Genomic DNA, 1673 nt, shown 5'->3' on the forward strand with positions numbered 1-1673 from the left:
CTTTTAATTACCCATAGATTTGCGCTCCGATCCTGGCGCCGAGTTCGATGTCCATCAGGCGCGAAAGTCCTCTCCACATGACGGTGTTGCCTGGCGGCGGATCATGCCCACGCGCGAGATAGCCGCCCATGCGAGCGATCTTGGTCAGGTAATCCGAGAGCGTCTTTCTCCCTCGCACGATCGGGCCTTGATCTCTCACCAGCTCGTCGAGCAGGTCGATTTCCAGCCCCGTCAACGCCAACTGCGGCGGCACGTGCGGAATGACGCGATTGAGCATCGTCATCCAGAAGATCCGCCAGCTCAGGATGCAATAGATGCTCAGCAGGTTCACCAGCCGCTCGGCTGTTCTGAGCTTGGTCTCCTCGGCCCGGCAGCCGGATTTGAGGATCTTGTGGAACAGCTCGACCTTCCAGCGCAGGGCGTACCAGTCCAGCATCTGGATCGCGTCGGCGCGCGATCGCACCGGCAGGTCCGTGATCAGCTTCCAGTCAATCCGCGCCCGGTCTTTGGGGGTGTGACGCTCCTGCGCGTGGATTATCGTCAGGGTGAGCGCCGGATAGCGCTTCTGTTTGCCGATTGGCGGCAGGACGTGGATCCGGCGATACCTGAGCTCCACGATCGCAAGGCTCGCATCACCTTTTGGGCTGCGAACCTCAACCTGATGCCGCCCTTTGACCTTCACCTCCTGCATCTCGTCGGCGATGGTGTGTTGCCCGTCACCCGCTAGCCGATCCACGCAGGTCCGGACCAGGAAGTGCGTGCCCAGAGCATGAGCCGTACAGAAGAATTCGTAGATGTCGTTCTCCCGGTCGCCGATATGGATGCAGCGCTCAGGCGCCCCGAACAGCGCCACAGATTGCCTCAGGCACTCCAGCCAGCGGATACTCTCTTTCTGGTCGATCGGCACCCGGGTCGGGTTGATCTTGCGCTTGAGTTCCTTAGTGCCCTTGAACTGGGCTCTCGTCCAGAACTTGATGGCGGAAAGCCCGAGGGGCAGCCCCTCTGCGGTCACGGCCAGGCAGGAGTGCATCAGCAGCCCGCAGACCGTGTGCATCCTGTAGCGACCTTCCTTGTCACGGCCGCTGTTGACTCGGCAGGTCGAGCCAATCCGCCGGGGCTGCGCGCGCTCGTAGGACAGTTCCGTTGTGTCCTGAATGACCAGGATGGGTCCGTCGACTGCGGCAAAGCGGGTGCGGGTAGCCTGGAAATGGCCCTGAAGGATCGCGTATTCGTTCACTTTGGGATTGGACAGGAAGCGATAGGCGGCCTTGGTGTTGGCCCAGTCCTGGCAGGCGAGCGGAAGGCTGCCGCCGATGGCTCTGGCCATATGGGTCAGGAGCTTGCGCAGGCGCTGACCGAGACGTCTGTCCCGAAAGCGGCAGCCGGCGAGTTCCCGCTCGACCCAAGAGGGGGCATCGGTCGCATCTGCCGGATCGGCGGCAGGGAGGTGTGCCTTCGTCATGGCCCGGCTCCCGTGCGGCCTTGGCCCGGCAGCCAAGGAAGAATCTGATCAGAGCTCAGCCTGCAAGGCTGGGCGAGATCACGCGAGAGAAAAGAGAAAACCCGGCCCATGAGACACCTGTCGCAGACGATGAGGTGCTCGATAAGGAATCACGACGGGTGTCGGTCAGGCAAGCGCGGCCGATCAGCCCAAAAATGTGGGTAATTGAAAG

1 protein-coding gene is annotated in these 1673 nt (G+C 62.0%); it reads right to left on the reverse strand.

From position 1 onward, the window contains the following. Positions 1-7: 7 nt before the first annotated feature. Positions 8-1462, reverse strand: a complete 1455-nt coding sequence (locus tag FS320_RS42935) for an IS4 family transposase (protein WP_152718592.1) — start codon at positions 1460-1462, stop codon at positions 8-10. Positions 1463-1673: the final 211 nt, after the last annotated feature.

Origin of the sequence: Microvirga tunisiensis (assembly GCF_009296175.1) — a bacterium.
Taxonomy (GTDB): Bacteria; Pseudomonadota; Alphaproteobacteria; order Rhizobiales; family Beijerinckiaceae; genus Microvirga; species Microvirga tunisiensis.